At 36.9% G+C, this 26,424-nt stretch carries 23 protein-coding genes and 1 tRNA gene; 7 read left to right on the top strand and 17 right to left on the bottom strand.

Annotated features, from left to right (window positions below; all coding sequences use genetic code 11):
- The first annotated feature begins 1 nt into the window (after position 1).
- Together CLV62_RS13245 and pdxB are read left to right on the top strand one after the other, a co-directional pair.
- Positions 2-691, top strand: a complete 690-nt coding sequence (locus CLV62_RS13245) for an ABC transporter ATP-binding protein (protein WP_110311260.1) — start codon at positions 2-4, stop codon at positions 689-691.
- Positions 692-775: 84 nt separating this feature from the next.
- Positions 776-1,888, top strand: coding sequence for a 4-phosphoerythronate dehydrogenase PdxB (gene pdxB, locus CLV62_RS13250; RefSeq protein ID WP_110311261.1), 1,113 nt, complete (start codon positions 776-778; stop codon positions 1,886-1,888).
- A gap of 32 nt (positions 1,889-1,920) precedes the next feature.
- Here the strand turns inward: pdxB and CLV62_RS13255 are convergent, their stop codons facing one another.
- The 8 genes from CLV62_RS13255 to ndk all read right to left on the bottom strand — a co-directional run bounded on the left by CLV62_RS13255 (position 1,921) and on the right by ndk (position 8,685).
- Complete coding sequence (locus CLV62_RS13255) at positions 1,921-2,448, bottom strand: RBBP9/YdeN family alpha/beta hydrolase (protein WP_110311262.1); 528 nt, start codon at positions 2,446-2,448, stop codon at positions 1,921-1,923.
- Positions 2,449-2,732: 284 nt separating this feature from the next.
- A complete protein-coding gene (gene folE / locus CLV62_RS13260) occupies positions 2,733-3,308 on the bottom strand; it encodes a GTP cyclohydrolase I FolE (RefSeq protein ID WP_110311263.1) in 576 nt (191 codons plus the stop codon).
- A 101-nt stretch (positions 3,309-3,409) separates the two neighbouring features.
- Positions 3,410-3,943 carry an SPOR domain-containing protein gene (locus CLV62_RS13265; RefSeq protein WP_170120057.1) on the bottom strand — a complete coding sequence of 178 codons (534 nt, stop codon included), beginning with the start codon at positions 3,941-3,943 and terminating at the stop codon, positions 3,410-3,412.
- 237 nt (positions 3,944-4,180) lie between these two features.
- Positions 4,181-4,936: a triose-phosphate isomerase gene (tpiA, locus tag CLV62_RS13270; RefSeq protein WP_110311265.1), complete on the bottom strand. Its 756-nt coding sequence runs from the start codon at positions 4,934-4,936 to the stop codon at positions 4,181-4,183.
- 135 nt (positions 4,937-5,071) lie between these two features.
- The gene (locus CLV62_RS13275) at positions 5,072-6,394 is read right to left on the bottom strand and encodes a BT_3928 family protein (RefSeq protein ID WP_110311266.1); all 1,323 of its coding nucleotides are present in this window, start codon (positions 6,392-6,394) and stop codon (positions 5,072-5,074) included.
- Between the two features lie 17 nt (positions 6,395-6,411).
- A complete protein-coding gene (locus tag CLV62_RS13280; RefSeq protein ID WP_110311285.1) occupies positions 6,412-6,963 on the bottom strand; it encodes a DUF1599 domain-containing protein in 552 nt (183 codons plus the stop codon).
- A 253-nt stretch (positions 6,964-7,216) separates the two neighbouring features.
- A complete protein-coding gene (locus CLV62_RS13285) occupies positions 7,217-8,194 on the bottom strand; it encodes a M23 family metallopeptidase (RefSeq protein WP_245904093.1) in 978 nt (325 codons plus the stop codon).
- 29 nt (positions 8,195-8,223) lie between these two features.
- On the bottom strand, positions 8,224-8,685 hold the full coding sequence (gene ndk / locus CLV62_RS13290) for a nucleoside-diphosphate kinase (protein ID WP_110311286.1): 462 nt from the start codon (positions 8,683-8,685) through the stop codon (positions 8,224-8,226).
- Positions 8,686-9,107: 422 nt separating this feature from the next.
- On the opposite strand from ndk, the gene CLV62_RS13295 reads away from it, so the two are divergent.
- The gene (locus CLV62_RS13295) at positions 9,108-9,758 is read left to right on the top strand and encodes a helix-turn-helix transcriptional regulator (RefSeq protein WP_110311268.1); all 651 of its coding nucleotides are present in this window, start codon (positions 9,108-9,110) and stop codon (positions 9,756-9,758) included.
- A gap of 192 nt (positions 9,759-9,950) precedes the next feature.
- Here the strand turns inward: CLV62_RS13295 and queG are convergent, their stop codons facing one another.
- From queG to CLV62_RS13325, 6 genes are all read right to left on the bottom strand, one after another.
- Positions 9,951-10,901, bottom strand: a complete 951-nt coding sequence (queG, locus tag CLV62_RS13300) for a tRNA epoxyqueuosine(34) reductase QueG (RefSeq protein ID WP_110311269.1) — start codon at positions 10,899-10,901, stop codon at positions 9,951-9,953.
- An 11-nt stretch (positions 10,902-10,912) separates the two neighbouring features.
- The gene (locus tag CLV62_RS13305) at positions 10,913-11,488 is read right to left on the bottom strand and encodes a hypothetical protein (protein WP_110311270.1); all 576 of its coding nucleotides are present in this window, start codon (positions 11,486-11,488) and stop codon (positions 10,913-10,915) included.
- A gap of 24 nt (positions 11,489-11,512) precedes the next feature.
- Positions 11,513-12,457 (bottom strand): glycosyltransferase family 2 protein, encoded by a 945-nt coding sequence (locus CLV62_RS13310; RefSeq protein WP_110311271.1) that lies wholly within the window; start codon positions 12,455-12,457, stop codon positions 11,513-11,515.
- Positions 12,454-14,982: a YfhO family protein gene (locus CLV62_RS13315; RefSeq protein WP_110311272.1), complete on the bottom strand. Its 2,529-nt coding sequence runs from the start codon at positions 14,980-14,982 to the stop codon at positions 12,454-12,456. Before CLV62_RS13315 ends, CLV62_RS13310 begins: the two co-directional genes overlap by 4 nt.
- A 29-nt stretch (positions 14,983-15,011) precedes the next feature.
- Entirely contained in the window at positions 15,012-15,911 is a 900-nt protein-coding gene (locus CLV62_RS13320) for a class I SAM-dependent methyltransferase (protein ID WP_245904094.1), read from the bottom strand.
- Between the two features lie 345 nt (positions 15,912-16,256).
- Complete coding sequence (locus CLV62_RS13325) at positions 16,257-17,384, bottom strand: Fic family protein (protein ID WP_110311273.1); 1,128 nt, start codon at positions 17,382-17,384, stop codon at positions 16,257-16,259.
- Between the two features lie 353 nt (positions 17,385-17,737).
- Here CLV62_RS13325 and CLV62_RS13330 point away from each other — a divergent pair, with 353 nt between their 5' ends.
- Together CLV62_RS13330 and CLV62_RS13335 are read left to right on the top strand one after the other, a co-directional pair.
- Positions 17,738-20,476 (top strand): putative LPS assembly protein LptD, encoded by a 2,739-nt coding sequence (locus CLV62_RS13330; protein WP_110311274.1) that lies wholly within the window; start codon positions 17,738-17,740, stop codon positions 20,474-20,476.
- Positions 20,477-20,812: 336 nt separating this feature from the next.
- Positions 20,813-21,907: a glycosyltransferase gene (locus CLV62_RS13335; protein ID WP_110311275.1), complete on the top strand. Its 1,095-nt coding sequence runs from the start codon at positions 20,813-20,815 to the stop codon at positions 21,905-21,907.
- An 87-nt stretch (positions 21,908-21,994) separates the two neighbouring features.
- Here the strand turns inward: CLV62_RS13335 and CLV62_RS13340 are convergent, their stop codons facing one another.
- From CLV62_RS13340 to CLV62_RS13350, 3 genes are read right to left on the bottom strand one after another with little or no spacing between them, the layout of a single operon-like run.
- Positions 21,995-22,888 (bottom strand): TraB/GumN family protein, encoded by an 894-nt coding sequence (locus CLV62_RS13340; RefSeq protein WP_110311276.1) that lies wholly within the window; start codon positions 22,886-22,888, stop codon positions 21,995-21,997.
- Positions 22,889-22,903: 15 nt separating this feature from the next.
- Positions 22,904-23,497, bottom strand: a complete 594-nt coding sequence (locus CLV62_RS13345) for a hypothetical protein (RefSeq protein ID WP_110311277.1) — start codon at positions 23,495-23,497, stop codon at positions 22,904-22,906.
- A gap of 11 nt (positions 23,498-23,508) precedes the next feature.
- Positions 23,509-23,988: an RNA polymerase sigma factor gene (locus CLV62_RS13350; protein ID WP_110311278.1), complete on the bottom strand. Its 480-nt coding sequence runs from the start codon at positions 23,986-23,988 to the stop codon at positions 23,509-23,511.
- 141 nt (positions 23,989-24,129) lie between these two features.
- Between CLV62_RS13350 and CLV62_RS13355 the strand changes: the two genes are divergently transcribed.
- Positions 24,130-24,202, top strand: a tRNA-Lys gene (locus CLV62_RS13355).
- A gap of 840 nt (positions 24,203-25,042) precedes the next feature.
- Positions 25,043-26,269 (top strand): site-specific integrase, encoded by a 1,227-nt coding sequence (locus CLV62_RS13360; protein ID WP_110311279.1) that lies wholly within the window; start codon positions 25,043-25,045, stop codon positions 26,267-26,269.
- The last annotated feature ends 155 nt before the right edge of the window (positions 26,270-26,424 follow it).

The following is a 26,424-nucleotide window of genomic DNA, read 5'->3' on the forward strand; positions in this document are numbered from 1 at the left end:
TGTGATAGAGGTTTGTAATATATCGAAAAGTTATGGAAAGCTTGAGGTACTTCATGATATAAGTTTTACACTGCATAAAGGCGAAGTAGCAGCCTTTCTCGGGCCTAATGGAGCAGGGAAAAGTACCACAATGAATATCATTGCAGGAGTTATCTCGGCAACTAAAGGACAGGTATTGATCAATGGTGAAGATATACAGGAAAATCCGCAAAAGATAAAGCAAAATATCGGTTATCTTCCCGAATACAATCCTTTGTACGAAGACATGTATGTAAGGGAATATCTGGAGTATGCGGCACGCATTTATTTACCAAAGTCAGAGATAAAGCAGCGTGTCGATAAAATGATACAAACCGTAAATATCGAATCGGAATATCGTAAAAAAATACACTCTTTGTCCAATGGTAATAAGCAGCGTGTAGGATTGGCTCAGGCTCTTATCCATGACCCTCATATTCTTATTTTAGATGAGCTTTCCAATGGCTTAGACCCCAATCAGCATGCTAAGATGATGGAGCTTATTATTGATCTGGGTAAATCTAAAATAGTCCTGTACTCGTCTCACCGATTTGATGATGTGTCGGAAATTGCCTCTCATTATTTGATTTTGAATAAAGGTAGTCTGGTTTTTGATGGTAAAGCCGATGACGTGCCTTCCGTCAAAGATTTATTCTATACGTACTGTAAATAATTATAGTAACATCTAAATAATAACAAGCTTTGGTGGTTAAACCTGCCAAAGTAATAACAATGTATAAAACCTTAGTTTAAAGAAATGAAAATAGTAGCAGACAAAAATATACCTTTCTTAAGAGGAGTAGCAGAAGCATATGGTGAAGTAACTTATCTGGCAGGAGCAGACTTCTCTAAAGAAGCCATTAAAGATGCAGATGCTCTAATTGTACGTACGGTTACCCATTTTGGAAAGGAGTTGCTAGAAGGCTCTACGGTGAAACTGATCTGTACAGCTACCATCGGTTATGATCATATTGATACAGACTATTGTGATGCACATGGTATCAAGTGGACAAATGCTCCGGGATGTAACTCAGGCTCTGTCGAACAATATATTGCTTCCGCATTGGTTGTAATAGCTCAGCAAAACAATTTCTTATTGAAAGGTAAAACGATAGGAATAGTAGGTGTTGGTAATGTCGGGAAGAAAGTTGCTCTGGTATGCGAAGCTCTCGGGATGCGTGTATTGAAGAATGATCCTCCCCGTCAGGAGGCAGAAGGAAGTGACGAATTTGTGAGTCTCGATACTATTAAAAAAGAGGCGGATATAATTACATTTCATACACCTCTCGTTCGTGAAGGGAAATATGCCACTTATCATTTAGCTGATTTTGCTTTCTTTGGTAGTTTAGCAAAGAATCCCATTATAATAAATGCTGCTCGTGGCGGTATTATCGATACATCAGCAATAAAAAAGGCATTAATCGAAAAACAAATCTCAGGAGCCATTATTGATTGTTGGGAAAAAGAACCGGTTATCGATCTTGAGTATATGAAGCTCGTAGATATTGCTACCCCTCATATTGCAGGTTATTCTGCGGATGGAAAAGGCAATGCAACCCGAATGTCTTTAGAGGCTATTGCCGATTTTTGGTCTTTGTCAAAAGAACCTATCGGAAAGGTTGTAATACCTCAGGTTGAGAATCCGGTTATAGACTGGAGTATTCTAAACGGTGATAAGTTGGAACAGGCTATTCTGATGACCTACAATCCTACGGAAGATCATAAGCGGTTAGTAAGTAATCCTGCCGATTTTAGTTCCTTACGGGGCAACTATCCTCTTCGCCGTGAATATTTAAGTTATACAGTTGAAAATGTAGATAATGCGGCAGATAAAGCCGTATTGCAGAAAATAGGCTTTATCATAAAATAGAAGCACAGAAAGATTCAGTTGAGAGTATTTACTTAGCCTAGCTTTTTAAGAATCTCCAATCCTTCCTGCCATTCTCCGTAACCCGATTCAGCATTTATATGTCCGGCGTCTCCTATACTAATAAGTTTGCTACCCCAACTTTCGGCAAAGAGTTCTGCTCTTTTCGTGGATACCCAAGGGTCATTGGTGCTTGAAACAATAATAGTATCAAAGTTAATTTTCTCCAAACATATAGGAGTAAATCCGCTGGAAGTAAATGTATATAATGGAGATTCTATATCGCTTGGTGCTACAAGTAAAGCTCCTTTTATTTTCTTCCCGAATTGTTTCGCCCAATGTGCAATAGTTATACAGCCTAAACTATGCCCGATAAGGATTACTGTTGATGGGTCATAATTGCTTACTGTTTCATCTATGTTTTTTATCCATTCGTGGCAATTTGGAGCATCCCAATCTTGTTGATTTATTCGTATAAAATTATCACCGGACTTTTCAAAGAAAGTTTGCCAGTGCTCTGGTCCTGAGTTTCCGAGTCCCGGTATGATGAAATAGTTATTCATAAAAGTAAGAGTCTATTTAAATTTTATTGGCATCCTTCTTCGTGTTATTTTGAGATAGATTTTTTGCTTTTTACTAGTAGGTTTAGCGGGCTAAACCAAGAGGAAAAAGTAAAAAATATGCTCAAAAGAACCGAAAAGAGGGTGTCAAAGATATTGGTAGCTTCTATAAAAAAAGTAATTTCGGTGAAATTTAAACAGACTCTAAGTGCTTAATGAAACGATTAAAGTCTCTAACTAATTCTAAATTTTCCACTTCCCGAGTTTTTAGATAAAGTCTTAAGACCTTATCTAATCAAATTGATAAACTCTTCACGTGTTTTTGCTGTATTGAATACACCTGTAAAGTCTGATGTGGTAGTAGTCGAATTTTGTTTCTCGACACCACGCATTTGCATACACATGTGCTGTGCTTCTATAACGACCATTACTCCCATCGGATTAAGTGTTTTCTGGATACAGTCTTTGATCTGAGTAGTTAACCTTTCCTGTACCTGTAATCGTCTTGCAAAGACTTCTACTACACGAGGTATCTTGCTCAAACCTGTAATATATCCGTTAGGAATATAAGCGACATGAGCTTTGCCCCAGAAAGGCAGCATGTGGTGCTCACACAATGAATAAAAATCGATATCCTTTACAATAACCATCTGGCTGTAATCCTCTTTGAAAAGAGCTTTTCTAAGAATCTCTTCGGGATTTTCGTTGTAACCTTTCGTCAGGAATGTCATTGCTTTAGCTACTCTCTTCGGAGTATCAAGTAAACCTTCTCTGCCGGCATCTTCGCCCAATAGGTCGATGACCGCTTTGTAATGATTGGCTAACGATGTTATGTTGTTTTCTTCGTTATTTATTGAAGACATTTTTTTTCTTATTTATTATAATGAAAATATGGTTATGATTTCAAATCATAATCAACTCCGGCTATTGTATTTCTGCCAAAGCAATAAAAAAGTCTGAGACCTTAGTCTACAGGAATTTTAATTACATCATCTACGATGCGCATTTCTCTCCCAAATCCCGGAAACTTGGCTTTCATTTCACTTAGAGCCTGACTTGCCTGCTCCTGTGTTTTAAAATTTCCGGCTCTTACACGCCATACGGGAGAATTGTAAGAAACAGTCACTTCCATATTTGGGAATGACGATTGTATAGCTCCTTTTCTCGAATTAGCTTCGTTTCTGGCAACCTTTTGGTCGCTGCCCGAGTATACCTGAATACGATATCCTTTAGCTCTGATAAAATTCTTAGGAGCATCTGTTGTTGCCTCTCCGTCGGTGGAAGTGGCTAGCTGATTGGAAACAGTGTTCGTATTGGATGCTATACTGCTTATCATATTGGCTCCAACAAGATTCTTGAGACCTTCGTCCTGATATATGACAATTTTTCCTTGTCCTGCCTTTGGAGTATTCAGGTCATCAACTATAGACCTGCTTTGTGCATTGGCATAAAGACAGAAAGAAAAAAGACAAAGGAATATGTAAAATGATTTTCTCATAATGTGTTGTAATATATATAAATGTCTAGCCATGTGTAATTTAATAATCCATACGATTCTTGTCCTGTTGATTTTAACTAAAGTCCTCTCATGGAAAATTACTTATAAGTAAGTTAGAATATTTACAGCTATTATATACTTACCAAAGAAATAAAAAGGTCTGCGACCTTAACTGAAAAACACGGAGGAGATTAAAATATCTCCCCGTGTGATATTTATCTGATAATTAGAGTCAAATCAAAAAGCTTCGATAATTGGCATAAATTTGTCTACTTCAAGAGAAGCACCACCGATAAGCCCACCGTCTACATCAGGATTTGAGAAAAGTTCTTTAGCGTTCGATGCATTACAGCTTCCTCCGTAAAGGATAGATGTATTATCAGCAACTTCTTTGCCATATTTATCAGCAAGAGTTTTACGGATAAATGCGTGTATTTCCTGAGCTTGAGCCGAAGTTGCAGTTTTACCTGTTCCGATAGCCCATACAGGTTCGTAAGCTAATACAAGTTTAGAGAAATCAGCAGCAGAAAGATCGAAAAGAGCATTTTCGATTTGAGCTTTTACTACAGCCTCTTGTTTGTTAGCTTCTCTTTCTTCCAATACTTCTCCGATACAGAAAATAGGAGTAAGTCCGTTAGCAAGAGCTAATACAACTTTTTCTTTCAAAGTAGCATCAGTTTCGCCATAATAAGCACGACGTTCCGAGTGACCTAATATTACATATTTTGCACCGGTAGAGGCTACCATAGCAGCAGATATTTCGCCTGTATATGCACCCGAAGCTTTGTCTGCACAGTTTTGTGCAGCAATTCCGATTTTGCTGTCACCAATAGCATCAGTAGCACAAGCCAAATGGATAAATGGAGTACCAAGTATTACATCACAATTGATTGTTTTACCCGCTAATGCTGTTTTAAGAGCATCAACAATAGCCAAACCTTCTTGAAGAGTTTTGTTCATTTTCCAGTTTCCTGCAACAATGTTCTTTCTCATAATGAAATGATATTATTTAGTTTAAAAAAATTACTATTTAAGTAATGTAAAATAATTATTTAATACTTTTCATGACTTTAACAATTTCTAGTTATTATGTCAACCCAAAGCCGTAAAAAGGTCTGTGACCTTATTTTATTTCTTCTTTATATTATCCGTCACACTCTTTCTATGATATATAAGTGCATCCAATAGCTTAATTACAATTAATGGTGTAAACAATATCAAAGCAAGCATATATAGATGCCTGTCGCTTTCCTTCTTAGTATCGGGCATATTGCCAAAGGAAAGTTGTTCTATCGGTTTGTTCAACTGAGTTTCACTCGGAACATTCCTGTCTGACCATTTATTTATGATAACTCCATTCTTCATCAGGATTAAACCTGGATTGGAGCGCACAATGGTTTTCAAACTTCGCTCGTCCGACAGACAAAAATCAAAGTTAGTAATATTTTCTTTTTCGAGTTGTAAAATAACGTCACGAGGTGATGAGGTTAGACAGTAAAACTTATACTGATGATCTCCGGCGTAATTATTAACATCTTCAAAAGAACTAAGATAATCTTGACTCATATCTGATAGTGAATATGCTATCATTAAAAATGTATAGCTGCTATCGCTTAAAACTTCTGAGGTTATATCTTCCTCTGCTTCTATTTCGGTCTTATCTTGAGTAAGGTATAGGCGATTAATAGAGAAATCTCGAATCAAAGGTTCTTCACCTGCTTTTATCAGTTTGCTTTGTCGGTCTACAAATACCCAAGTAGAATCTTCCCAAGGGTAATTATCTTCTGTGAACTCTTTCTTTATACCATCCTTTTCGTAGATGAAAATATTCTCGAATACAGGAGCTTTATCTTCTTCTACGGTCATGAGCTGAGGTATGTCAGCACCTACTTTGTAAGGTCGAAAATCGATGATAGGTTCATTTTTGCTACTGTAAATGCAGAAGGCGATGCTGCATACAATAATGTAAAGGCTTACAAACCAGTAAAATTTTCCGGTAAATAGATTTGTTATTTTCTCATGCCAGATAAGCACGACTATTGAGCAAGCTAATAGAACGATATTCTTAAAGAAGGTTTGCCAATTGGTTATTATAAGTGCATCACCAAAACATCCGCAATCTTGTACAGGGTTAGCTATTGCGAGATACAGGGTGAGAGGTGTCATGAAAAGCATCACGAGAAACAAAAGGCGAGATGTCCATTTTCGGTAAAGCCCGAACAGCATGAATATTCCAAGGCAAAATTCGCCGGCACATAACACGATTGACATCGGCAGTGCTATATCATGCAAACTTACTAATCCGAATGATGTAAGATAATCTTGTATTTTGTAGGTCGTTCCGAGTGGATCTATGGCCTTTACAAAACCCGAAAAAACAAATGTAATTCCGAGTAAAATACGCGAAATTTCAACAATTGTTTTTAATATAATGTTTTTTGTTTTTCCCATCGTTTTATTGGTAGAAGTTACTCTTTGTCTGCCGGAAATTCGAGTTTGATTAATCCGAAAATAGAATAATTAATCATATCCATGTAATTGGCATCAATACCTTCCGATACCAATGTTTGCCCTTCGTTGTTCTCTATTTGTTTGGTTCTGTATAGTTTTACCAATATTAAATCTGTAAACGAACTTATGCGCATACTGCGCCAGGCTTCGCCGTAGTCGTGATTTTTAGCAAACATAAGATTGGTAGTTTCATCTATAAATTTATCATATAGAACCATTGCTTCCTTTGTGTTAAGATCAACGTTGTCAGTGTGTTGAAGGTGTAATTGGATGAGACCTATAACACCATAATTAACGATACCTATAAATTCGGAATTTATGCCTTCATCTATTTTGCTTATGCCTTTTTCTTCAAGGCTGCGTATCCTTTTAGCTTTTATAAGAATCTGATCGGTTACTGACTCGGGACGTAATATACGCCACGACGCACCATAGTCGGTCAGTTTCTTTTCAAACAGGCTTCTGCAAATAGATATAATATGTTTGAACTGTTGTTCTGTATTTGGCATTTCTGTCATTATCGGAAGTTCTTTTTCGGGTCAGAGACCTTTTTATTGCTTTTGTTAAGTAGAAAACCAATAGCTAGTTATAGCTTATAACAAGGGTTGAATACTTATCTTGAATTACTATATACAAAGGTATGAAAAAAAACAAAAGCATAAGGTAAACCCCTATGCTTTTCTATATATTAAGGTCTGAGCCTTTTTATTCTTCAACCGAATATGAAAACGATTGGTAGTTACGCCTTTTGAATTACGATAACTAAGATACTCTCAGACTTTTACCAAGTCTTAAAGTTTCTCTGGTAGACATATTGTTTAGCTTACACAATTTCTGAACGGTTACACCGTGTATTTTAGCGATATGGCCTAAAGTATCTCCTTTTTTGATTCGGTAATACGATACAGTGCCTGTTGCATATTTATTGGTGCTTTTTTCGGATGATCTGCTTGATGTATTGGCTAGAGATCTGGCTGCTCGTCCCGGTGTTCCTAATGTACTTGTTTGTACGGTATAGATATCACGGTGACAAACTTTATTTTCGAAATCGATAATGTCAATCGGGTTGATTGATCTTCCTAAGAAACGAGTCTCGAAGTGTAGATGAGAGCCTGTAGATCTTCCGGTGTTTCCTCCAAGGGCTATAGGGTCTCCCGATTTTACCACATCATTGTCAGATACCAGGAATCTGGACAGGTGACCGTAAACAGTTTCAAGCCCGTTAGGATGGCGTATTACTACATAATATCCGTATCCTCTTCTTTCGTATTCGCAAACTCGGATTTTTCCATCGAATGCGGCATATATGGTGTCACCCACTTGTACTTTCAGGTCAATTCCGTGATGAGTACGTCTGCCCCGGCGTCCATAATTGGAGGTGGTGTGTCCCATAGTTGGCATTGTGAAATTGGATAAGTCGACCTTAAATGTTTCTGGCACGCTTTCTACCGAGCCATAAACATTTACATAACGGTTATTCCATACTCCACCATACAGCTCATCTTGTGGGATTTCATCCATATCCATAATACGCTCTTCCTGAGCTTCTTTGATAAGGGATAAGTCTCTTTTGATTTTTATACCATCGGCATACAGGTCGTTTGCCGGTTTGCTGTGTCTTTGCTTGTAATTGAGCTCGACACGGTCGTTTTTGTCGTCTTGCGGCGTTTGGGCAAAGGCACACAAGGGTAGAAATAAGAGCGTAGCTAACGAGTACGCTTTAATCGTTTTTAAATTCACGTTCAATAACTTTTTGATTTGTAACTGAATTATATCTCATCATTCGCATACAAATTAGGTAAGACCCAGAGTTTGTAATCGAATAGTTCGTTCTCTTTGAAGAACCGCGAAAGTTCAATTTGAGCTGACTCTGCGGAATCGGATGCATGTACAATATTTTCCTGAGAACTGATTGATAAATCTCCTCTGATGGTTCCCGCTGCAGCTTCGCGTCCATTAGTTGCTCCGGTAATATTCCTAACAACTTTTACAGCGTCCACACCTTCCCAGCATTGAACAACTACGGGGCATACCATCATTGAATTCTTAACCCGTTGAAAAAACGGTTTGTCTTTTAAGTTAGCATAATGCTCGCTTAGGATAGTGTCATCCAATTGAATCATTTTCATCCCTGCTAATCGTAAACCTTTGCGTTCGAATCGAGAAATAACGTCTCCTATAAGTCCTCGCTGAATTGCTGAAGGTTTTAGTATAACAAGGGTTTTTTCCATAATTAAAAATGATAAAATTGAATGATTAATACACTCTGTTTTTGGAAGTGCATTTTTCAAAGATAACATAATTATTTTGTTAATAACAAATCAAAAGTGGTTTACTTTCATGTATTTAACAGAACGTTAAAATTGAATATCGATTTAATCTATTGATAAATAGTTAGATACGGAAAGGGTGGATTTGACAATTAAACAAAAGGTTGAGAACCTTAACTATTTTTAGAAATCTATTGTGTCAAATCGTTTATAAAGTATGGATAAAACGGGGTCTTTTTATGTTGTAAAACATTGTTTATTAATATATTATTGACGTTTGGCAGTTGGGGTATAAAATCTCATTTTTCACTTTATGATGTATTCAAGAGCATATATTTCGAGACTTTTCCTACTTTTGTAAATCATCTATTTAGATATTGATAATGAGAAACCTGATCATCGCAGATACGCAAGATATAACACGTGTAGGTATTAAATCTATGGTGAGAGATATTAAAGATATTTCTCAAGTATATGAAGTTGGCGATAAATCGGATTTGATACATGTATTGTCGGAAAATATAGATGGATTAATTATTCTGGATTACACTCTTTTTGACTTTGAGTCTATAAATGATTTGCAGATACTGAGTGAGCGTTACCCGAAATCTGACTGGATTCTTTTCTCTGATGAATTGAGTGATAGTTTCCTTAAGCAGGTACAATCCAATAATCTACCTTTTAGCATTGTTCTTAAATCATGTCCTTTACCGGAAATAGATGCCACTATTCGCTCTGCCCTTTTCGGTGAAAGTTTTTATTGTAAAAGGGTTGATAATCATATGAAAACATTGAGCCGTTCTTTAGACTCTGCCTCCGATCATAATCTAACCCAGACAGAAAAAGAAATTCTCAAAGAAATAGCTTTAGGGCATACTACCAAAGAGATTGCTGCCGAGCGTCATTTGAGCTTTCATACCGTTATAACTCACCGTAAAAACATATTCAGAAAGCTGGAAGTCAACAATGTGCATGAGGCTACAAAGTATGCAATGAAGGCAGGGATTGTGGATGTGTCGGAGTATTATATCTAGCTCCTTTGACTCCAGCTCGGAGGGGGTGTCAAAAGAAATTCAGCACACAGAATACACGGATATAACAGATTTTAGCACCTCACCCCAACCCTCTCCTACTGAGACGGAGTAGAAAGAAATTGTGTCTTTGCAACTTTGCGTTTAATATAAAATTCTGTATTTTCTGTTATCTCTGTGTATTCTGTGTTCTATTTAGTCTTTTGAGACTGCTTTTTGATATGATGTGAGAGCTTTAAAATTTCTCATTATCCCCGAATATTTGGCTCTCTTTACTGCCGATCCTTTAAATATTCGTTGATAATCTTCTACTGTCATATTGGCGATACTTTGGTGATCCATCGATAAGAATTCTTCTCGAGGTATAAATTCCTCCGTTGTATGAGGGCGTGCATACCTGTTCCAGGGACATATTTGTTGGCAGATATCGCATCCGTACATTCTGTTGTTAAGGAGCGGTACTATGGCTTGGTCTATCTCCCCTTTATTCTCTATTGTTTGATAAGAGATGCATTTTTTTGCATTTAACAGATGGGGTTGTTCTATGGCTCCTGTGGGGCATGCCTGTAAACATCGTGTACATTTTCCGCAAGATAAGCCGAGTGGCTTATCATAGGATAACTCAGCGTCGATAATAACTTCCCCCAGAAAGAAATAAGATCCTCGTTTGGGTATTATTAATAAAGTGTTTTTCCCTATAAAACCTACTCCCGCTTTAGCAGCCCAGTAACGTTCCAGAACCGGTGCAGTATCACAGAATACCCGTCCGTTAACATTTGAAAGCAGGGTTTGGATATAGTCGAAAAGTTGTTGTAGTTTTGCCTTCATTACATCATGATAATCTTTACCATATGCATAATATGCAAATTGAGGCACTGCTTCGGATTGCTTTTCGTGCGGATAGTAATTCAATGCAAGGCTGATGATCGACTTTGCATTATCGACAAGCAGGGTGGGGTCGCATCTCTTATCTATATTGCGAGCCATATAATCCATGTCGGCATGGTATCCCTTGTCGATCCACTCCTGATAATGATTACTTTCTATAATTTCAATTTTCTCAGCTTCGCATATGCCGCAAGCATCGAATCCGATGGACAGGGCATATTCTTTGATTTGCTGAGAAATTGAAATTAAATCTGGCATTGCCGATATTTTTACTTCTTGGTAATGCGTTCTATACCAAAACGATCATATGCAGTAGGATCGATAGCGATTTCCTTCTTGGTTATTTTGTTTCTGAATATCACAAAGTCGTGATCTTTGAAACTTTTATTTTTAAACTGAGAGTGCATATCTACACCAAATAGATATAGTTTTCCTTTTACGGGTTTGGCTTCCCATACTTCATCAAGTTTGTACTTTTCGATGAGGTAATTACCTACGCTTGCCGCGAAGGCTGCATATCCGACACAATTGGCTTGACGAAGTAATACTGTCTTATTCGGATCGTTTTCTTTTCCTTCCAGTGAAAATGTCAGAGCCAAATCGGTAATTTTCTGAGATAGATCGATAATAGATTCGATATCGCCTGCCTGATTACTCTTTATGTTATCCTCAATAAAAATAGCCAGATTCTTATCTTTAACCTTATAGTTTTTTCGGCTGCCATCTTCTTTGTAAGTAACAGCCGTACGATATATAGTACCTCTGAAAATAAATAGTGCTCCTAAAACAAGAACAAGAATAAAAAATATCTTAGCGAAACGATTGGTTGATTTTTTCTTTTTCATAAATAGAATGATATAGTTAGACCTTTATGAATTATTGGTGTTGACTGTTGACTGATCACTGTCTCGTGAAAAAAGTAAGCCTTTGGTTACATTCCTTCTGAATTGCAATAACCGTATTCCTTTTTGAGGCGAAAGTGCAATAATATATCCGATACATAAGATAAGAGAAGCTACCCATTTGATGCATTCATCAAAGAGTCTTCGTCGATATTCATTCTTTGAAACGGATAGCGTGCGTATACGTTCACTTCGCCCGATAGAGTATGTTAACTTGTGGAAAAACTGATCGGTCAGCTTTTCCTTTGGGATATGATGATAGATAGGAATATCGGGAAAGTAATAACATTCTATATTGTTTTTCTTCAAACGATTAAACATATCCTTGTCCTCAGCTCCTATTAGTGAACCCGCTTTACGTCCCAATTGGGTATTGTAATAGCCATATTTCTCGTAGAGTTCTTTTTTGATGATGGTGTGCCCTGTGCCCGGATAGTTTTTTGCATCCAATTTTTTCGAATGCTTTCCCTGATCGAAATAACCTCCTATCAACCGTTGGGTGAAATGTGACATCCATTTGGGCTGTGCTTCTTCATAAACAGGGATTACGGGAGATCCTGCAAGAACTGCATCCGGATAATTATTCAGATGTTTACTTAGACGTTCCAGATGTTCGGGGACGATGGTTTCGTCATCATCCACAAAGATGATATACTCTCCTTTGGCTTCTTTTATGCCTCTGTTAAGAGCAAAAGAAAACCCTTGGTTAGTCTCTTTGAAATATCGAAACTTCCGATTTGGATATTTCTGTATGAACTCTTCACATATCGTTGCAGTAGAATCGGTACTGTTATTGTCTACAACAATTATTTCATAATCGAGAGGGTCATATGTTTGTTCACAAACAGCCTTAAGCGTTTGGGCAATATATTTATCCCGATTATATGTGCAGGTTATGAACGAGAATTTCATGCTTTTGACTGCTTATCTTTCCTTTTGTAAAAGAGAGAGCCTATACCTCCAATAAGTAAGAGGATCAAAAGCCCACTACTTGCCGAAGCTATAGCACGTGCAGTATTATATGCATGAGGTTCGAATTTGAATTCTATCTCGTGTTGTCCTGCCGGAATACGTATTGCGCGCAAAGTCCAGTCTGCACGGAAATGTGTAGCGGGTTTACCATCTATATAAGCTTCCCATCCATTCGGATAATACATTTCGGACATGATTGCCAATTGCTCGCTTTGAGCAGACGATTTGTATTTAAGTGCATTCGGTTTGTATTCGGTCAGCTCGATTGTTGCAGTAGAATCGGGAACGACTGTAAAGCCTGATAACTGATCTTCGAATCTTTTATCTACAACAGCAGTTGTGGTTATATCAAGAGTATTTAATGCGGCAATTTCTTTGTCTGCATTCTCTGTAAAGATATAATTGTTCACAAACCAGACATTACCCATTGCATATGGATTCTGCAAAGGTGCTTGTTCGGGATGAAATATAATATACTTGGCATTCAGCATATTCAATGCTGTATTCTTTTGAAGAGAGCCGATTATACTGTCTATATTCTGAGAATCGAAAGATTTGATGATTGAGTTGATTTCACCTTGCAGGCGATAATCGATCAATTCCTGATAACGTTTCAACTTAGCCGCATGGTATCCTCCTATCGATTTATGGTAGTAAGATGTCTTAGTTTCATTAAATGGATTATTCAAATTTAAGACCCGATACGATGGGTGCTTATCCTGCAGTATAGCTTTATCGGCTTCCGTTTGAGGGAACGGGCGATTTGCATCGTACGACAGTTTACTTTGGAATTTATCATTGTTCAAATAACGTTTGTCCACACCCCATAAATCAATAACTACCAAAAGTATTAATACTACAGAGCAATATACTGTTATCTTGTTTCTGTCACCTTTTAGTTTGAGAGCAGCATATAATGTTCCTGCCGCCAGAATAATATAAATCAATGAACGTAGAGCATCGGAAGATAAAAGATCTTTACGGTCTGCAACAAGTGCCGAATAATACCAATCGGGAACTTGAGATATCCACTGGCTATCGGTGGCAGAAGTGAAGTCGAACCCGAAAATTCCGGGAGCTAGCCATAGCAGGAAGCTTATTCCTCCGGTAATTCCGGCAGATATATAAAGTGATCTCTTCAGTTTCTCGTCTTTAATCTCTCCGCTGAAAAAGGCCTTCATTCCCCATGCTGCAACAATAAGCATGGTAAGGGCAGGTATCACCAAAGCTGTAGATACGGCTCTGAATTTATTATACATCGGGAAGTGATAGAAGAACCAATCGTTGAACAGTTCGAAATTATGTCCCCATGATAAAAAGATGAAAAATGTAGTTGCAACGAGTAACACCCATTTCATAGGATGTCTTATAACGAATATTCCTAATACAAACAGGAAACAAATAATTGCCCCAAAATAAACAGGACCTGAGGTGAAAGGTTGATCTCCCCAGTAAGTCTGAGCTTGTATCCCTGCAGAGTCAACTTGTGCCTGAGGTGCATTTGTTCTGATTGCTTTGTATAGGTTAGACGATGGAGATAATATTCCTCCCGAAGCTCCGCCGTGTATATCGGGAATCAAAAGCGATAGGGTTTCCATTTTGCCGTAGCTCCATGCGAAGGCGTATTCTTTATCAAGACCCGATGATTGCTTTTCCGATTGGGTAGGTTGAGTCAGTTCCGATTGTCCGCGTGTGCTTTCTTTCGACATTTCGTAATTGGCATATATATTCCCAAAATTACAAAGTACAGCAATTGCAACTCCAACAACTAAAGCTGCTGTCGCTTTGAATAATCCGGAGAAATTCTTCTTTGGAATCTCATTAATTAATAATCCAAGGTATATAAATACGCATAATAATCCGGTATAATAGGTAACCTGCAAGTGGTTATTCTTAATTTGTAATGCTAAGCCGAGTGCCATAAAAAGCCCTGCCATAAGATACTTTCGCCTGAAAGCTGCTGCCAATCCGGCTACTATGAGAGGCATATAGGCTATTGCCCACGCTTTGGTAACGTGTCCGGCATCAATAATTATAATATTATAAGAAGATAAAGAGTAAGCTATTGCTCCTAATACGGCAGGGAAAAAACCAACACCCATGACACAAAATAGGATATAAGCCATCAGCATACCTGCGAATACAGGTCCCGAGGTGCTATTCCCCAGAGCCTTTAGAGGTGCTTCGAGATAATCGAGAAAATTAGGAGCTCCTCCCCATATTCCGATCTGATAGGCAGGCATTCCCGAAAACATGGAGCCTGTCCATGCCGAAGATTGGCCTTCTTTTTCATAATACTGAGCCAATTCGCGCGACATTCCTTTGTATTGTTGAACGTCACTTTGCTGAAGTACTTTGCCGTCCAAAACGGGGCTGAAGTATACGAGTGTGACGGCTAAGAAGCAAACGATAGCTATAACGTGCTGGAGTAATTTCTTAAGTACTGACTTTTCCTCTTGTATCATATTGTGTATGTATTTAAACGTCTGAGACCTTATTTCTTCTTAAGTATATAAATAATAGAGCTGCATCTGCGTGTATTAAAAAGGCTTTGAATGAAAAACAAAGACCCTTTGAACAGACCTGCGAGGCTTGCTGTAGAAGTTCCTTTGTTTTTCTCACTCAGCATGGCTATATAAAACGGATCGAAATACATCGGTTTCATTTTTTCGATCTTAAAGTTATGCTTTTCTGCAAATTGTTTAAAATCATCAGGTGAAAAATGCCACAAGTGACGAGGTACATCGTATGCTGCCCAATGTTCTTTATAGGCAATCGCATCTGCCGATTTTTTGTTGGGTAGGGCCACAAACAGAACGCCGTCGTCTTTTAATATCCGATGGAGGTTTGCCATTGTATCATTCAGTTTCTCTATATGTTCGAGTACGTGCCACATAGTCACCACGTCTTTTGTTCTGTCGGGCATTTTAAATAAGTATTCTGAATCCTGAATATTGAGCCCGAATTTTTTGTGGGCGTACTCCCTTGTTGTTTCCGATTTTTCGATGCCTGTAACAATCCATTTTTTTCGACGCATGGCATTCAGAAAATAACCTGTCCCCGAACCTATGTCAAGCAGGGTTTCGGCAGTCTCGGACGAATACTTCGATGCCATTTTGGTCTTTGACTTCAAAGATATCTTTCGGGCTTGGTGGTATAATGAGTTTATGAATCCCTGATGAGTATCGGAATGAGAAATGTACTCAGGAGCATCGTAATACTTGCCTATTTCTTCTTCGCAAGGAAAATTCTGAGTAAAGGCAAAATTACATTTAGAGCATCGATGTACTGAAAACAGTTCGCCTGTAACCAAATGATCTTTACAAATAAGGGTCTCCGGACAATTGTTATTGGCACAGACGGGACATAAATCTATGTGTACTGTATTCATCATAAATAAGTAATATGCTCTTGTATCTTGAGTTCGTATATGCTTGGATCAGAAATCCTCCGCATGATTGGCAAAGGTACTAAAAATGTTATATGTTGCTTATTTCAAAGTGGAGAATTGGAAATGAAAGGGTCATAAAAAAACAGAATTCTTTTGAGGAATACCCTATGTCGAATCAGAATATAGGGTATTAATGTTACACTGTTTTATGCATTATTCTATATATGTCAAACCTAATATGTATAGGTTTCCGTGTTTTTCTATACACGTAAGACTTAATATGTATAGGTTTCTATGTTTTTCTATACACGTTGTCTTTGACAGGTATAGTTTTTAGAAGTTGTTGAATCAATTGTTTATTGACTCTATCTGCTCAACGTGCGGTGATTGGGTTTCGCCACTAGTACTCATTAGTAAGTCTATTAAGGGCATATTTAGATAATAATTATACTTGCCTAGCTTAATCTTAGTTAATAGTTTTGCTTTTACCAATTTCTCTAAATATCCGGTTGCCGTTATCCGGGTCACATTTAAATCTCTAACTACAAATTCAATCTTAGTATATGGGTGATTGAATAAATTATTCAACAATTCGTGATTATAAGCTTTCCCTAATAATGGGCGCATCTCTTGTTTGTATTGCGTCATTAACAAAGAAATACCTTTTACCAACTGTATAGTTTGAGTTGCTGTTTGCTCTACCCCTTTTAATACGTAAAGTACCCACTCTTCCCATTGGTTAGTGTCTCTCACTTTCTGCAATAAAGTGTAATATTCAGCTTTAGTTCGAATAAAATAACGACTTAAATAAAGTATAGGTAAATCGAGTAGTCCTTTTGTTACAAGGTACAATATATTAATGATACGTCCTGTACGTCCATTCCCATCATAAAACGGATGGATGCTTTCAAACTGATGATGTATAATTGACATTTTTATAAGAGGGTCTACTTCCGATACAGAATCATCATTGATATAAATCTCTAAATTTGTCATATACCCTTCTATCTGCATTCTGTCTTGAGGAGGTGTGTAAACGACTTCTTTTAATTGATTCTTAAGAGTCGTGCCCGGAACTGTACGAAAACCGGCCTTGTTCTCTTCTAATATTTCCTGGATTTGTTTGATATGAGAGTTTGTTAATAGAAGGCTTTTTCTTACCAGACTAAATCCAGACCTTAAGGCTAGTGCATAATTAAGAACTTCTTTTGTTGCTTCTGATACCATGTATGCCTTTTGCTCAATATCTAACTCACCTTTAAATAGTTCATCATTAGTAGTTACAATATTTTCTATTGCTGAACTATCTTTTGCTTCCTGAAGAGAAAGAGTGTTAATCAAAATATTTTCATTTGGAATAGTAAGGGCGACACCTTTTAGTTCAGCTAATTTTTTATTTGCTGCATTTAATTGTTTCAAGATGGCTTTAGTTTCAACATCAACATTTAATGGTAGCTTTGGTATAATATAACCCATTTCTTCTATTAGATTAATTTACTATTTCTATTAAAATATCCGATTGCTTTTCTTTACTTTTAGGGTAGCGAATGATTCATAGAATATTTGATTACCGAAGATACATATTTTTTTAGTGTAAGACTATTTTACCTTTTTTATAATCTGTATTTGTCTGAATTATTACATGGAAACATAGTCTATGCCGAATCAAAATCCGGTAAATAACACTAGAAAAGTGTAAAAGTTTATCTTTTTCATCCTATTTATTCATAAGGAATAGATAATAAGGTTAGATTTTCGTTTTTTTAGCTTTTCCTTTTTTATTAAATGCTTAGTTTTGCAGTTTGAATTATCAGGTCGAATCCGTTTTGATGAAGAAGACTCATTTCTGTATATACACTTTCCTGTTTGTGTTGTTCTCTTCTCCTTTTTGGGGAGCACAATTATATCAACAAGCGGAGAAAAACTCAAATATCTCGTTTTTGCAGGATTCGGTAACATCTGATCGTGCTTTAACGACGGATAGTCTGCGTCCTCAAGTCCCCGATACAATAGCCCAAGATACCACTAAGAGCAAAAAAAATTCACTGGATGCACCTGTAGATTATTCGGCAAATGATTCTATTGTTTTTACTTCCGACAATAGGGGTTTCCTGTATGGCGATAGTAAAGTCAATTATCAGACAATGGGTATTCAGGCCGAAAATATATCCATGAATATGGATAGCAGCATTGTACATGCTACATATGGTTTGGATTCGATCGGAAAGGAGTTTGGTCGTCCTGTATTTACCGATAATGGAGCCGAGTATGAGATGAAATCGGTAAGCTATAATTTCAAAAGCAGAAAAGGGTATATGACAACTATTATTACCCAACAGGGAGAAGGGTATATAGTAGCCGATAAAGCAAAGAAAAATGCTGATGATACATTCTTTATGTGTGACGGGAAATATACGACCTGCGATAATCACGATCATCCTCACTTCTACATGATGCTAACCAAGGCTAAAGTCCGCCCTAAGAAAAATGTAGTAACAGGGCCTGCTTATTTAGTGATTGAAGGGCTGCCATTGCCTTTAGCAATACCTTTTGGCTTTTTCCCATTCAGTGAAAAATATTCTTCGGGAATTATTATGCCATCCTACGGGGATGATATGGATCGTGGTTTTAACTTGCGTGATGGTGGATATTACTTTGCCATCAATGACAATATTGATTTGGCTCTGACCGGAGAAATATATACAAAAGGCTCATGGGGGCTTTCCGCCAGATCAACATACAAAAAACGTTATAGATACAGTGGTTCATTCAATGTTAACTACCTGTATACGAAGAGGGGAGATCGTGATATTCCCGAGACATTCAGTGAATCGAAAGATATGTCGATAGACTGGCAGCATAGTCAGGATCCGAAAGCAAATATGTTCAGGACACTCGCCGCCAGTGTCAATTATCGATCGTCTACTTATAACAGGAATAGTCTAAATGTTGCTTTTACTCAGTCGGGAACCGACAATACGAGAAGTTCAACAGTAACTCTTACTCAACGTTTTCCCAATTCGCCATTTACAATGACAGCCAATGCAACGGCTAACCAGATTACGAGAGATACCACTATATCTTTGACATTGCCCAACCTTACAGTTACTATGAGTCGTATTTTTCCGTTTAAGAGAAAAGAGGCGGTTGGTTCAGCCAAGTGGTACGAAAAGGTTTCTTTAAATTATACAGGTGATTTAAGAAATAGTATCACAACGAAAGACAACTTGCTATTCAAATCAAATCTGGTGAAGGACTGGAGTAATGGTGTACAACATAGGGTTCAGACAGCAGGAACTTTCAGCGTGTTGAATTATTTGAATGTAACCCCTAGCTTTAGCTATAACGAGAGATGGTATAGCCGTTCGATCAGTCAGAAATGGGATCCCGTACAAAATGCTCATGTACTTGCAGATACCACTTATTCGTTTTTCCGCTCTTATGATTTTAATTATAATGTAAGTTTTCAGACACGGCTATATGGTTTCTATGAACCGATCTTTAAAATAGGTAAATTGCAAAAGATACGGCATGTATTTACCCCCTCTATTAGCTTTGGTGGTAATCCCGACTTTACCGATCCCCGCTTTGGCTCTTATAAGAAGTATTCCTATTATGATGCGAACGGAGAGTTGCAAACACATTTATATTCACCTTTCCAAAATGAAATATTTCGCCCTTCGAGTGCAGGGAGACAAGGGAATATAAATTTTAGTTTCGAAAATAATATTGAAATGAAAGTTGGTACTGAAAATGACTCTACTAAGATTATCAGTTTGATCGATAATTTAGGGATAAATTTCAGTTACAATATGATGGCGGATGAGTTCAAATGGAGTAATATCGGAACTAATATGCGGTTGAAATTGAGCAAAAGCTTAACAGTCAATCTTAACGGAGTGTGGGACCCATATATGTATGATAATAAAGGACAGCGGATAGACCGTTTACTTATTGGAAACGGGGGTATAGCGCGACTGGTGAGCACAGGATATACCATATCGCCTTCAATAAATCAGGATACATTCAAAAAATGGTTTGGCAAGGGAGGAGATTCTACGTCAAAAGATGATAAGAGCAGAGATAATCCGGAAGCCGATTTGTCGGATGAAGATGGGGATATTCCTGAAGATGGAGGACCTCGCCAGAGCCTTTTTGATAAAAAGGAAGCAGCAGGAGAGTTCGATCAGGATGGATTCCTGAAGAGTGACATCAAATGGAATTTGTCAATTAATTATAACATGAGTTATAATTCAGTATTCGATTTAAACAAAGAACGGTTTAAAGGAGTTATTACTCATAACCTCAGTTTTAATGGCTCGATCCAACCGACCAAAAACTGGAACCTATCTTTTAATGCCAGTTATGATGTTCCGGGGCAGAGGATTTCGTGGTTGACGTGTAATCTGTCGAGAAACTTACACTGTTGGAATATTACCGCCAGTTTTAATCCGATAGGTCCATATGCGACCTATTATATATCTCTGCGAGTCAATTCATCGATGTTGCAGGATCTTAAGTATGAGCAACGTGGTCGGGCAACAAGTTATGATCCGGCTTGGAATTAATGCTAAATTTTTTATCTGTCAGTTATCAGTAAACCGGTCGGTCGACAGTAAACAAGGAAAAATAAAAACAGTGAAAAAAGTGTTACTTTTGTTACCTTTGTAACCTTTTGGATTGTTATTTGTTTAAATACAGACACTTAGGTGAATCACGAAAGTGACACTTATTGGCTATTTATCGGTTACTTTTGTCACTTATTTTGTTTACTTTTTGTAACTAAGGTTGCTTTGGCAGGCTTAACGACCAGAGATGGTTATGGTGATAAAATATCGCATTAAATATTCGCTTTACTTAATAAAGATCAACAATAAATAAGTCAGAGAACTTACTATTTATAAATGAAAATACTGTTACTGGGAGATTATAGCGGGTTACACCTTACATTGTCTGAAGGATTAAAGATTCTCGGACATGATGTAACAGTTGCATCCGATGGTGATGGCTTCAAAAATTATCATCGGGATATAGATCTTAAACGCGAAAGCTCTAGTTTAAAAGATACTTTAGCTAACTTGTTAACTATATCTTCTAATCTCCGGAATTTTAAAGGATACGATATTGTTCAGATAACCAATCCTTGCTTTACAACACAGAATATAAGAGTCAATATTGAGTTATACCGGTATTTGAGACGACACAATAAGAAAATCTTTCTGGGAGCCTTTGGCGATGATTATTTCTGGATAAAGGCTTGCCTCAGCCAGAAATATAAATACTCTGAATTCTATATCGGGGATATCAAAAATGCAAGAACAAAAAGTGACTTCTTAATAGAAAATTGGATCGGAACAAAACGGGAGGATGCCAATATCGAAATTGCAGAATCATGTAATGGCATAATAGCCTGTTTGTACGAATACTATGAAGCTTATAAAGATTTTTACAGTGAAAAGTTGAAGTATATCCCTTTACCTGTTAATACAGGCAAAGTGTTATTGACAGAACTTCCTCCTACAGAAAGGATTAATTTTTTTATTGGAATCAATAAGGCTCGGAACGAATTTAAAGGTACTGATCTTCTTTATGAGGTTATACAGCAGATTACACAGTCGTATCCTAACGACTCCAAAGTTACCAAAGTCGAATCGGTCATGTATTCCGAATATCTTAGCCGGATCAAAGATGCTCATGTTGTTTTAGACCAATTGTATTCGTATTCCCCCGCTATGAATGGCTTGCTTACAATGGCTTTAGGAAAAGTCCTTGTAGGAGGCGGAGAGCCTGCTATGTATGAGCTGCTCCACGAACAAGAACTTCGCCCGATTGTAAATGTATACCCCGATCAACAAGATATCTACAAAAAACTGGAGGATCTTATTTTGCATAAGAACACGATCGGCGAACGAGCCGGAGAGGGGCGATTGTTTGTTGAAAGGCATCACGATTATATGAAGGTTGCTCGGCAATATCTCGATTTCTGGAATAGTAAATAAGGTCTCAGACCTATTTGTTACTTTGGTAAGTGTAATAGCAAGAGATAGTTGTAATTGTAAAATGTAATAATAAATATTTACTGTTACTTACTTTACCGGCTCTACGGTATAACCCATTTTCTTAAGTTGCCAGAGCAAACCATCTTCTCCTGCAATATGCATACAGCCTACAGCAATAAAACTTGCTCTCTCAGCCATTATTGAAGGCAGCTTTAACAGCCATTTATCATTCCGGTCTTTATTTACTTGGGCCTTCTCTTCCTGAGTGTCGGGACAAGGGTCATTTTCATCATTCATGAATTTGAGAATAGAGTTTAAATCTCCTTTGCTATAACAATCGTCCAGCTCACCTATAACTTTCGATGTATATTCGCTATTCGATGTCTGGCATAATAAATCCAGAATTTGCTTTTCAATAGGAGTTGAGTAGTACAATAGTTGCATCTGATCTTCGATGGTTTCCAGCCCGATTATAGGTTTATTATTCTCTTTGGCTATTTGCTGGAAATATAAATCCATAGGCTCCGATTGCATATCCTTGCCATATATTTTAAATAGATATAAAAAACTTATTGTTACAGGCTTCAGCTTCGAAAGTTTATCCAATCCAACATGTAATACAGCCTTAAGGTTAGAATCCAGTACAGCATAATCATGCTCAGACAAAAATTGGTTATATGTGATACTATCAGGCATTATAACGGCATTTTGCATAAAACTGCTTTTGGAAGCTATCTCATCCATGTCGATTTCACCTACAACCTGATCCGTATTACTCAAAGCTTCATCTATCCCCTTAAAATCATCGAGTATCTCTTTTTTTATGATATGATGTGTACCTAGGATATAGGACGGAGCTGTAAGCCCATTACCCGATATTTTCCATAGAATAGAACCTGTGGGGATCTTTTCCTCAGCGGATATTCCTGAAATGGTTATCAGAAATACAATAAAGGCAAGAATTAGTTTTTTTGCATTCATAAACAATAGGGTTAATCAGCCATTTTCCATTTCCCGGGCTTCTCTTAGTGATGCCTCAATGAACTTGATACGCTTATAATAAGCTAATTTATAATAAAATAATAGAATAGAGCAAGCAAGTACGAATAATATTATATTGAATATACAGAATTTTAATTTTTCCTGTTCGCCATGCACCAAATCTGTGTAAGAGTAAGCAAATGAAAAAATAAAAATAAGGATGAATAATACTCCTACTATTCTCTCTCTGTTTATAGATAGTTTATACTCTGACATATATATCGAGCATCTTGCAATAGTTGTATGGCTTATATTTATTTTCTTAAGAAGCTTATATTTATATATCTGCCAAATGAATCCCACAATACATGTCGCAAAATAAAAATATTTAGTGAAAACCGGATATGGCATCTGAGGAAAAGCAATGCCATGAAGATAAGGGAGAAGAAGTAGAGGGATCAATATCAAGCATCCAAATATCTCAAAAAATACAAGTTTATCGAGAGCTGTTTTTGCTCTTTTATTGATTATGTTGTGTATCTTATCCTCAGATAATGCCGGGAGGACATTATTCTCGTTCCAAGATTTTTTTATATTATCTAAGTCCATAACAGGTAACTTTACTCATTAGACATTTTCTTTAGTTTCTCTTTGATCCTACTTATTTTAGTAGATACATTTGTGACGGTCAGACCTGTAATTTCGGCAATTTCTTTGTATGATTTCTCATCCAGATATAAAAGAACCAGTGCTCTTTCTATTTTTCCTAACTGATTGACTAACCTATAGAGTTCTACAATTTCCTCATTATTATCAGGTGTGTCGGGGATATCAATAACTAAATCCACATAAGTAGGCTTTCGTTTATTTCGACGAAAAAATGTAATGCAGGTATTTAATGCTATCCTGTATATCCATGTCGATAACTTGCTGTCTCCTCTAAATGACGGATATGCCTTCCAAAGGCTGAGGATAACTTCCTGATATAGATCATTAATACTTTGATCTATATCTGCATAGAAAGATGCGACCTTATAGATGATACGCTCATGAAGCTGTACCATATTCATAAAATCTTTTTCTAAATCTTTATTCTGCATTCTTATAGAAGTTATTTTATTGGTCGCTAAAATATGTATTTAATCACAGATGCAACCTAAAAATGCAGACAAAGAGCTTTTTTAGGACATAAATCAATATTTAATAAATAAATTGTTTTACTTTTGTACCACCAAATAAAAGACTCCGTAGCTCAGTTGGTAGAGCAATTGACTCTTAATCAATGGGTCGAGGGTTCGAGCCCCTCCGGGGTCACTTAGAAATGAAGCAGTTACAGAGATGTAATTGCTTTTTCTATTTTTTATTGCACACATTTTGCACACACCCTTGGTTTTAAGACGCACATGAATGTAAGCATTTGTAATATAGAGAATTTACGTAAATAAATCAAATCTATCTTTTCCTTTAATATCTGATTAGAAACTCTCTTTGCAGACGCTATCTTATGAGATAAAACACCTAAATAAATACCTAGTTTAGAGTCATCTCAGTCAATCTATACTATCGATTAGAACTTTGTTTAAATTATTGCAATATAGCTTCACTTAGTTCACTTGCTTCACTATTTTAGAAAAATGTGTCATAGTCGTCAACGACGAAAGATGATATAGATCACTATGTCTAAAGTGAAGCAAGTGAAGCAGATTCTCATAAATATTATATTTTTTCTATCCGAAATACCCATTGTCTCCAATTTTTGTACAGTTCCCAAAATAGCCCGATTTATAGTTTTTATTTTTAAGCCATTATATAGGAATTTTACCTCAAAATCAGGCTATTTGGGGATCATTTTCAAGAAATCGAGCAATTATGAGCAAAGAGAAACTAAATCTATGCTAAAATAGTGCTAATATTAGTATCTGCTAAGCTAAAACCCTCTTTTTTAGTATAAACTCACAGTTTAAAATATTGCATCTCCCTAGAGATCATTTTCCCCAATACCGTAAGATTTAATTTACAATTGAGAGGTCTTTTTCAATAAGGAATTGAATAGGATTTCAATCGAAAACTGTACTTATTCTCCTGAAATTCCCTAACTCTTTATATTTTTTTTTATTTGAGGATATATAGCATAAATCAAAAAATAGGAGATTTATGTACAATTACAGAAGGGACGGCATTACCATAGCCGCAGTACTGGACAACAGAACCAAGAGAGCAGACGGTAATTATCCGGTCAGAATACGTGTCAATCACAACCGTGTCCGAAAGTATCTTCCAACAGGAAAGAACTTAACACAGGAAGAATGGGATAACCTTTCCAATACACGTAACAGAACATTATCCGATATCCGAAAAAGTATCGAAGAATCATTTTATGTTGTCAAAGAAAATATAGATGCCCTTTGCCAGAAAGGAGATTTTTCTTTTTCCTCACTCGATACACGTTTGGGAAATGGTTCGGGCGAAAGTGTGAATAAAGTGCTGGAAGCCAAAATAAAACAACTCGACGCAGAAGGTCGGATTGGTACAAAAGATCTGAATCAAAATACCCTTTTTATTTTAGAAGAATTTGGAGGACGAAATATCCCCTTTGATATTATTACTGTTGCATGGCTGAAACGTTGTGAAGCCTTTTGGACTAAAACTAAAAATACTACTTCAATAGGCATGCACATGCGTAACCTGAGGGCAATCATGAATGAAGCCAAACGCACAGGAGTTATCAAAGATAGCCAGTATCCGTTCGGTAGAGGCAAGTATGAGATAAAGACAGGTGACTCCATCAAGAAAGCATTATCCATAGACCATATAAAACAAATCTATCATTTTACACATTTCAGTGAAACCCTGCTTAAATATCGTGATTTATGGTTGTTTATCTATTTCTGTAACGGATTGAATGTAGCCGATATGGTTAAACTCAAATACTCTGATATTATAGATGATGAGATATGCTTTGTCAGGCAAAAGACCTGTAGAACAACCAAGAACATAAAACGTATCAGAGTTCCTTTAAATGATGATCTTCAAAATGTGATCTCTAAGTGGGGCAATCCACCTTCTGTAAACTCCTACATATTTCCTTATCTGAATGGTATTGAAACTCCCAACCAGCAGAAAGTCAGGACAAGAGATATAATTAAAAGAATCAATAAATACATGAATCTGGTTGCACGTGAACTGGGTATCAAGGATAACATAACCACCTATACAGCCCGTCACAGCTATGCAACCACCCTAAAGAGAAGCGGGGCAAACATAGCCTATATAAGTGAATCCCTAGGACACAACGATCTGAGTACCACAGAGCACTATCTGGCCAGTTTTGAGAGAGAAGAGCGAGAGAAAAACGCACAGCTTCTGACTCAGTTTTTATAGGATTTTGCCTATAAAACACACAAATACGGGATATATACTATACAGATAAACGAATTATTAATGCGAATCAGTATTTAAAAAATTAGATAAATAAATGCGATTGCAATTTTACCCATCGTATGTACTAGTAGTCCGGATGTTGATCTGACTTTCTG

This window comes from Indolivaga alginatilytica, from assembly GCF_003201355.1.
Classification (GTDB): domain Bacteria; phylum Bacteroidota; class Bacteroidia; order Bacteroidales; family Dysgonomonadaceae; genus Dysgonomonas_A; species Dysgonomonas_A alginatilytica.

Excerpts from the sequence above, each read along its gene's own strand:
- CLV62_RS13345 (WP_110311277.1), bottom strand. The coding sequence starts at position 23,497 with ATGGACTTAGATAATATAAAAAAATCTTGGAACGAGAATAATGTCCTC.
- queG (WP_110311269.1), bottom strand. The coding sequence starts at position 10,901 with ATGCCAGATTTAATTTCAATTTCTCAGCAAATCAAAGAATATGCCCTG.
- CLV62_RS13350 (WP_110311278.1), bottom strand. The coding sequence starts at position 23,988 with ATGCAGAATAAAGATTTAGAAAAAGATTTTATGAATATGGTACAGCTT.
- CLV62_RS13335 (WP_110311275.1), top strand. The coding sequence starts at position 20,813 with ATGAAAATACTGTTACTGGGAGATTATAGCGGGTTACACCTTACATTG.
- CLV62_RS13320 (WP_245904094.1), bottom strand. The coding sequence starts at position 15,911 with ATGATGAATACAGTACACATAGATTTATGTCCCGTCTGTGCCAATAAC.
- folE (WP_110311263.1), bottom strand. The coding sequence starts at position 3,308 with ATGTCTTCAATAAATAACGAAGAAAACAACATAACATCGTTAGCCAAT.
- CLV62_RS13315 (WP_110311272.1), bottom strand. The coding sequence starts at position 14,982 with ATGATACAAGAGGAAAAGTCAGTACTTAAGAAATTACTCCAGCACGTT.
- CLV62_RS13295 (WP_110311268.1), top strand. The coding sequence starts at position 9,108 with ATGAGAAACCTGATCATCGCAGATACGCAAGATATAACACGTGTAGGT.
- CLV62_RS13310 (WP_110311271.1), bottom strand. The coding sequence starts at position 12,457 with ATGAAATTCTCGTTCATAACCTGCACATATAATCGGGATAAATATATT.
- CLV62_RS13305 (WP_110311270.1), bottom strand. The coding sequence starts at position 11,488 with ATGAAAAAGAAAAAATCAACCAATCGTTTCGCTAAGATATTTTTTATT.
- pdxB (WP_110311261.1), top strand. The coding sequence starts at position 776 with ATGAAAATAGTAGCAGACAAAAATATACCTTTCTTAAGAGGAGTAGCA.
- CLV62_RS13265 (WP_170120057.1), bottom strand. The coding sequence starts at position 3,943 with ATGAGAAAATCATTTTACATATTCCTTTGTCTTTTTTCTTTCTGTCTT.
- CLV62_RS13255 (WP_110311262.1), bottom strand. The coding sequence starts at position 2,448 with ATGAATAACTATTTCATCATACCGGGACTCGGAAACTCAGGACCAGAG.
- CLV62_RS13325 (WP_110311273.1), bottom strand. The coding sequence starts at position 17,384 with ATGGGTTATATTATACCAAAGCTACCATTAAATGTTGATGTTGAAACT.
- CLV62_RS13330 (WP_110311274.1), top strand. The coding sequence starts at position 17,738 with ATGAAGAAGACTCATTTCTGTATATACACTTTCCTGTTTGTGTTGTTC.
- tpiA (WP_110311265.1), bottom strand. The coding sequence starts at position 4,936 with ATGAGAAAGAACATTGTTGCAGGAAACTGGAAAATGAACAAAACTCTT.
- ndk (WP_110311286.1), bottom strand. The coding sequence starts at position 8,685 with ATGGAAAAAACCCTTGTTATACTAAAACCTTCAGCAATTCAGCGAGGA.
- CLV62_RS13360 (WP_110311279.1), top strand. The coding sequence starts at position 25,043 with ATGTACAATTACAGAAGGGACGGCATTACCATAGCCGCAGTACTGGAC.
- CLV62_RS13280 (WP_110311285.1), bottom strand. The coding sequence starts at position 6,963 with ATGCCAAATACAGAACAACAGTTCAAACATATTATATCTATTTGCAGA.
- CLV62_RS13340 (WP_110311276.1), bottom strand. The coding sequence starts at position 22,888 with ATGAATGCAAAAAAACTAATTCTTGCCTTTATTGTATTTCTGATAACC.
- CLV62_RS13275 (WP_110311266.1), bottom strand. The coding sequence starts at position 6,394 with ATGGGAAAAACAAAAAACATTATATTAAAAACAATTGTTGAAATTTCG.